Consider the following 6847-nt stretch of genomic DNA (forward strand, 5'->3'; position numbering starts at 1 on the left):
ACGTGCTGTTCGTCATCAGTGCGGTGATGAGCGACATCACCTCGAACGTGCCGACAGTGATGCTGCTGCTGCCCTTTGCCGGACACGATCCATTGTCCGGACCGCTGATGGCGCTCGCCAGCGGTCTCGCCAGCAACCTGATCATCATCGGCAGCCTCGCGAACATCATCGTCGTCGACGCAGCGGCCGCGAAGGGATTCAAGATCTCGTTCTGGGATTTTGCGAAGGTCGGTATTCCGGTGTCTGTCCTCACGCTGGCCATCGCCTTTCTGTGGGTTAAGCTCGTGGTGGCGCTCTGACGGCGACCGTCAACGCGGCGTACCTGAAACTGCCGTGTGTCGGTAACACCGACTAACCCAGGTTTGTGCCGTAGTCATATGGCCGGACTCGGATCCTTGCAACAGCAGTGAATGTTCGCTTGCGTTTGCTTTACATCGTATTACTTTTCCTTCCGCTCTCGGCTGCGTTGGCCGCGGATCAGCTTCAGTTGGAAGTCCTCGACCACGAATTCGTTATTGATCGATTCAAGGCCGAAGCGGGCAGGCGTTCCGAGCGCCACCTCATTATTTCGATTTCACCCGGCTTTGGTAACAACGAGCGAATCGAGGCGCTGGCGAAGCAACTGACCGGCCAGGGCATCGAGTTCTGGCACGTCGATCTGCTGGACAACCTCTTCATCCCGAAGAGCACAAACGCCTTGCGTGAACGCGACGGACGATACATCGCCGAGCTGATCCGCCAGGCCCGCGAGACCACGGGCAGGAAGATTACCCTGATGACGCGCGCCTACGGGGCATTGCCGGTACTGCGTGGCGCACGGCAATGGCAGTTGCAATACGCGGATACCGGTAACGTTTGCTCGATGAGGACGGGCGTTTCACCGCGGCGTGGAACGTACTGGTCTACCCGTCTACGTTCATCATCTCGCCCGAGGGCGTCATCGTGTACGGCGTCAACGGTGCCATCGAATGGGACAGCGACGAGGTCGTCAGCGCACTCGAAGCCCTGCTATCGTCCTGAGACTGCGACATCGAAGCCGCCAGGCAGGCCCGGATCCGAATCCGACTCTCCAGCATGTCTGGCTGAGCCAGTCACCGGCCCTCGGTTTTGGCGCCATGACGCAGGTCAATGTCCTTACCGAGCCCCGGGATCGCCGCGGCGAAAACCTCGCCGATGTGATCGGCCAGGATGAGCGCAATCTCTGCCCGAACCTCCGGCGACAGCTCGGTGAGATCGTCCTCGTTGTCCTTCGGCAGGATCACTCGTTTGAAGCCGGCCCGGTGGGCCGCCAGCAACTTCTCCTTGATGCCGCCGACCGGCAGTACCATGCCGCTTAAGGTAATCTCGCCGGTCATTGCGGTGTCGTCGCGAACGGGTGTGTCGAGATACGCCGATGCCAATGCCGTGGCCATGGTGACGCCGGCGGAAGGGCCGTCCTTGGGGGTGGCGCCGGCCGGCACATGGATGTGCACGCCGGATTTGCGGATCCGCTGCGGGTCGATGCCTAACTGCCGCGCCCTGGACTGGATGTAGCTGCGTGCCGCCTGCGCCGATTCCTGCATCACGTTCCCGAGTTGGCCGGTGAGGACGAGGTCCTTACCGCCCGGCAGGACGAGGGCCTCGACGTAGAGCACGTCTCCTCCGGCCTCGGTCCATGCCAGACCCGCCACGATGCCCGCCGAGATCGAGTCTCGCCGCGACTCCCGCAGGCGTTTTCTCGGGCCCAGAAACTCCGTAATCAGCGCCTCATCGAGGATCACGGGCCCCGTGTCGCCGTCTGCGATGCGTGTGGCGAGCTTGCGCGCAATCCGCCCGAGCGCACGCTCCAGCATGCGGATGCCGGCCTCGCGGGTATGGTTCTCGATGATGTAGTCCAGGGCCTCGTCGGGTACCACGAGTCGATCCTCGGCCACACCGGCTTCGTGCAGTCGCCGGCCGAGGAGGTAGCGCCGAGCGATCTGGCGTTTCTCGGCGTCACTGTAGCCCGCCAGACGCAGCACCTCGATGCGGTCCAACAAGGGGCCCGGGATCGTATCGAGGGTATTGGCCGTGGCGATGAAGAATACCTTGGACAGATCGAAGGGCAGGTCGAGGTAGTTGTCGTGAAACTCGACGTTCTGCGCTGGGTCGAGGATCTCCATCAGGGCCGCGGCGGGATCGCCGCGAAAATCCCGTCCCAGCTTGTCGATCTCGTCCAGCATCAGCAACGGATTCTTCACTGCCGCACGTCGGATGGCGCGGATGATCCGCCCGGGCATCGCACCGATGTAGGTGCGCCGGTGACCGCGCAGCTCCGCTTCGTCGTGCAGCCCCCCCAGGCTCATGCGCTCGAACGCCCTGCCGAGCGACTTGGCGATGGACTGTCCAAGCGAGGTCTTGCCCACCCCGGGCGGGCCGACGAAACACAGGATCGGCGCCTTGGCCTGCGGGTTCAGCTTCATCACGGCAAGGTGTTCGATGATCCTTTCCTTGACCTCCTCGAGATCGAAGTGATCCTCGTCGAGGACGTCGCGTGCGTGTTGAAGATCGAGATTGTCTTCGGTCGTCTTCTCCCAGGGCAGCTCCAGCGCGAGCTCCACATAGCTGCGGGTGATCTGGTAATCCGGCGAGGAAGACGAAATGCGCTCCAGGCGCGACAGCTCCTTGCCGACCTCCCCACGGACCAGATCGGGCACAGGGGTTTGCTCCAGGCGCCGCCGCAGCTCGGCAACCTCGGCCTGCTCCGGGCTGGCCTCTCCCAGCCGCTCCTGGATCGCGCGGAGCTGCTGGCGCAGGACATGTTCCTGCTGCTCCTTGCTCATCTTTGACTCCACCGCACTGGAGATCTGACTCTGCAGCTCGAGGACCTTGACCTCGTGGTTGAGGTAGTCGACGATCAACTTCAAGGCCTCTATCTGGCTGGATGCGGCCAGTAATTGATGCTGTTTCTCGGTATCGATGGACAGCAGGGAGGCGAGTACGTAGGCCTGTTCCACCGGCTGATCCAGCTCGGAAACCATTTGTTGCAGGTTGATCTGCATCTGCGGCGGCCCCAACGCCAACATCCGAGCTGCCAGATCGAGCATCGTACGATGCAACGCCTCCACCTCCGAGTCGGTATCCTCGAGCCTCGGCAGCAGTTCGACGCGGAACTGCCGGTAGGGCGTCTCCTGAACCACTTCGGTCCGCCGGATGCGTCGACTGCCCTGCAACATGAGCTGGATTGCACCCTCCTGGCGCTGCATCCTCCTGATCACGCACTGCGTCCCGATCGGATACAGGTCCTCGGCCCCCGGCTCCTCGACGGACGCGTCGCGCTGGGCGAAGATCGCGATCTGTTTGTCTTCGGTCGCCAACGCCGCCTCCACCGCCTCGGTGGATTGTGAGCGGCCCACCGTCATCGGCAGCATCATGTTGGGGAAGACGACACCGTCCTTCATCGGCACGACCGGCAGCAGCGCGCTGGTCTCGGATGTCGCATTCATCGTCGCTGACCCGTTGCAGGCGATATGGAATTGGCTGCGACGGCGTATCGCCGGGTCGCCCGCGGCCAGCTCCCTCGCCGATCGGAGCGCATCGTCCCGGTCGCCGCGGGCCGTGCCTTGCGCACTGCATGCGTCTCACTCATCGGTTCAGGGATTCGCCCTGTATCGCAGGTAGACGAGCAACATCCCGTCCCGGAATTCCTTGACCAGGGCCTCGGGCTCGATCTCGGCGGGGAGCCGGATAAGGCGCGTGAACCGGTCATAGGTGATCTCCATGGAAAGCGGCTCGCGGATGTCCGGCACGCACCAGTCACGGCGCTTGCCCTCGATCACGATGTAATCGCTGCTCGCGGAGATCTTGATGTCGTGCTCGGAAACCCCTGCGAGCTCGAGCTTCACCAACAGGCCTTCGGTGCTGCGGTAGATATCAGCGTTGGGACGCCAGCCGCAGCGCTCGTATACCCTGAACGACAAATCCACGGACACGGGGTTCGTGTCATTACGGGTCTTCATATCCTGAATCGGCCTGTCTGGCTGCGCCTGTCGCGGAATAGGTCCGGCACCATTGTACTGGACTTCTGCCGGGACCGTGACCGGACGGATCGGCAATCAGGGATACGCAACCGACCCGCAGCGAGCCGGGCCAGAAACATTTTTTTATCGCCACGATAAAAAAATTTCATTGTCTTGATGGTGTGGCGTCCCAAAAGAGCGACACTTCGGTGATCGAACAGCTGTTGAAGCAGGACACCGAGATCAATGCGCGCCACAGCCGCGGGCGCGCGGCCATCCTGCATCCCGCCATCAGGGGTGATCCGCAAACCTTCAGGACCCTGCTGACCCATGACGCCAAGCCGGATGGACTGTCATTTTCCGGCAATCGCCTAAGGCGCCTGAGGTCACCGCACGGGTCGTGCGGCGCGTGATACGCTTCGGCATTGGGGTTGCGCTGAATCTTCAGCACAGACCAGGGATTCCGGCTTCGGCTTGATGCCACTTGACGGAATTTGTTCGGAAAGCGTTGGGGAGGCCGGGCCGAACCAGCAACGCGCAATGAGTGTCGTAGCCCATGACAGCACGCACCTTGGAACAGATTCGCAATATCGGCCTGGTCGCGCATATCGATGCGGGAAAGACCACTACGACCGAGCGCATCCTCTACTACACGGGGCGCACGCGAAAGATGGGCTCGGTCGACGAAGGCACGACGGTCACGGACTGGATGGAGCAGGAGCGCGAACGGGGCATCACCATCGTTTCGGCGGCAATCACGGCATTCTGGCGTAACCATCAGATCAACCTCATCGACACCCCCGGCCATATCGATTTCACGGCCGAAGTGCAGCGCGCCCTGCGCGTTCTGGACGGGGCGGTCGTGGTTTTCGATGCGCTGCAAGGCGTAGAGCCGCAGAGCGAGACCGTATGGCGACAGGCGGATCGCTATCGTGTACCGCGCGTGTGCTTCGTCAACAAGATGGATCGGGTGGGCGCCGATTTCAATCACGCCGTGCGCACGATCCGCGAGCGGCTCGGTGCCAATCCGGCACCTGTGCAGCTGCCCCTCGGCGCGGAGGCGCAATTCAACGGGGTCGTCGACCTGGTCACACTGCGTGCCGGTTTCTGGGCGGAGGATAGCGGCGAGGACCCTGAATGGGGTGCCGTACCTCCCGAGTACGAAGGTGTTGCCCGCTCCGCCCGCACCGAACTCGTCGAGCAGCTGGCGGATCACGATGAGGAGGTGATGGCGCGTTATGTCGACGGTCAGGAACCCACGGCAGAGGCGCTCAGGACCGCATTGCGCAGTGCGACGCTGGCCAACGCCGTGGTCCCTGTGCTGTGCGGCGCGGCGTTGCGCAACAAGGCGGTACAGCCGTTGCTGGATGCGGTCGTGGATTATCTGCCTTCGCCTGCGGATGTCGGCTCGGTGACGGGTCGTGATCCGGAAAGCGGGGTATTGGTCGAACGGCTGCCATCGGCCCGTGAGTCTCTGACGGCATTGGTGTTCAAGACGGTGACGGATCACTATGCGGGACGCCTGGCATATACCCGGGTTTACGCCGGTACACTGCGCAGCGGCGATGTGGTTTTCAACTCACGCACCGCACGCACAGAACGCGTGGGCAGGTTGCTGCGGATGTACGCCGACCATCGCGAGGATATCAACGAGGTCTGCGCCGGAGACATCGTGGCGCTGCTTGGCGCCAAGGCTGTGGTTACGGGCGATACGCTGTGTGCCGGTGAGCATCCGGTCACGTTGGAATCAATATCATTTCCGGAACCGGTGATTCGTCTGACGATTGCACCGCGCACCACAGCCGACGAGGAGCATCTCGTGTCGGCGCTGCGGGAGATGGCGGATGACGATCCGTCGTTTCATACCGAGGTGGAAGAGGCGAGCGGACAGGTTGTGCTGGCAGGAATGGGTGAGCTCCATCTGGAGGTCCTGATCGACAAGCTGCGGCGCGAACACGGCGTGGACGTGCGTTCGGGCAAGCCCCGTGTGACCTACAGGGAAACGATCAGCAAGAGCGTGAGTCGGGCAGAAGGTCGATTCGTACGCCAGACCGGTGGTCACGGGCAGTATGGGCACGTGGTGCTGGATCTGCAACCGGCCCCGAACGCCGGAGTCTCATTTACTGCCGCCCTCAAAGGCGGGGTGATACCCCAGGAATTCATTCCCGCCGTAGAGGCCGGCGTGATGGAGGCTGCGGAAAACGGGGCGATCGGCGGTTACCGGGTGACCGATATGGCGATTACCCTGGTGGACGGTTCGTACCATGAGCAGGATTCCAGCGCTGCCGCCTTCAAGGTCGCTGCCGTCATGGCGACGCAGGCGGGACTGGCAAAGGGTAAAGCCATACTGCTGGAACCGGTCGTGCGTCTGGAGGCGCTGACGCCCGAGGAAAATCTGGGCGACGTATTGTCACAACTCGCTTCCCGCCGCGCGGAAGTGTTGCGCGTCGAGGACCGACCCGGAGGAATCAAGGCCATCAACGCTTTCGTGCCCCTGTCATCGACCTTCGGATATGCCACCGACCTGCGCTCGGCCACGCACGGGCGCGGCGTGTTCAGCCAGGAATTCGATCACTACACACCGGTGCCCGCGGAAGTCGTGCGAAGCTACCTGAGATGAGTCCTTTGCCGGCTTGCCTGATTTGCAGTGAGTAGAACCGGATTCGTCCTCTGAACCCCGTACGCTTGCCGCGAGTAGGGACTGCAAAGAAGGCTCGGGGAGGGGGTTACCATTCAAGTGTTGTGAACCGTGGCCCGAAGTCCTTCCGATCGCTTTATGATGTATCCCCTTCCCCCGTTCGTGACGTCCTGTCTCCGACACGGTCCGACGGTGCAGTCGGATCGCCTGGAATGCCTGCCGGCGTTTCCAT

General features: G+C 62.5%; 7 protein-coding genes. 4 read left to right on the top strand and 3 right to left on the bottom strand.

Translation table 11 applies throughout. The features are described 5' to 3' along the window. Positions 1 to 299, top strand: a 299-nt coding sequence (locus tag LJE91_14580) for a citrate transporter (protein ID MCG6869906.1), incomplete at its 5' end; no start/stop codon positions are given. Between the two features lie 275 nt (positions 300 to 574). Here the strand turns inward: LJE91_14580 and LJE91_14585 are convergent. Next, positions 575 to 835: a hypothetical protein gene (locus tag LJE91_14585; GenBank protein ID MCG6869907.1), complete on the bottom strand. Its 261-nt coding sequence runs from the start codon at positions 833 to 835 to the stop codon at positions 575 to 577. 20 nt (positions 836 to 855) lie between these two features. On the opposite strand from LJE91_14585, the gene LJE91_14590 reads away from it, so the two are divergent. After that, positions 856 to 1020, top strand: coding sequence for a hypothetical protein (locus tag LJE91_14590; protein MCG6869908.1), 165 nt, complete (start codon positions 856 to 858; stop codon positions 1018 to 1020). Between the two features lie 71 nt (positions 1021 to 1091). Here the strand turns inward: LJE91_14590 and lon are convergent, their stop codons facing one another. Then, a complete protein-coding gene (gene lon / locus LJE91_14595) occupies positions 1092 to 3464 on the bottom strand; it encodes an endopeptidase La (protein MCG6869909.1) in 2373 nt (790 codons plus the stop codon). 147 nt (positions 3465 to 3611) lie between these two features. Then, positions 3612 to 3977 (bottom strand): Hsp20/alpha crystallin family protein, encoded by a 366-nt coding sequence (locus tag LJE91_14600; protein MCG6869910.1) that lies wholly within the window; start codon positions 3975 to 3977, stop codon positions 3612 to 3614. 209 nt (positions 3978 to 4186) lie between these two features. On the opposite strand from LJE91_14600, the gene LJE91_14605 reads away from it, so the two are divergent. Beyond that, positions 4187 to 4390, top strand: coding sequence for a hypothetical protein (locus LJE91_14605; GenBank protein ID MCG6869911.1), 204 nt, complete (start codon positions 4187 to 4189; stop codon positions 4388 to 4390). 143 nt (positions 4391 to 4533) lie between these two features. After that, positions 4534 to 6597, top strand: coding sequence for an elongation factor G (fusA, locus tag LJE91_14610; protein MCG6869912.1), 2064 nt, complete (start codon positions 4534 to 4536; stop codon positions 6595 to 6597). The last annotated feature ends 250 nt before the right edge of the window (positions 6598 to 6847 follow it).

It is taken from the genome of Gammaproteobacteria bacterium (assembly GCA_022340215.1).
Classification (GTDB): Bacteria; Pseudomonadota; Gammaproteobacteria; order JAJDOJ01; family JAJDOJ01; genus JAJDOJ01.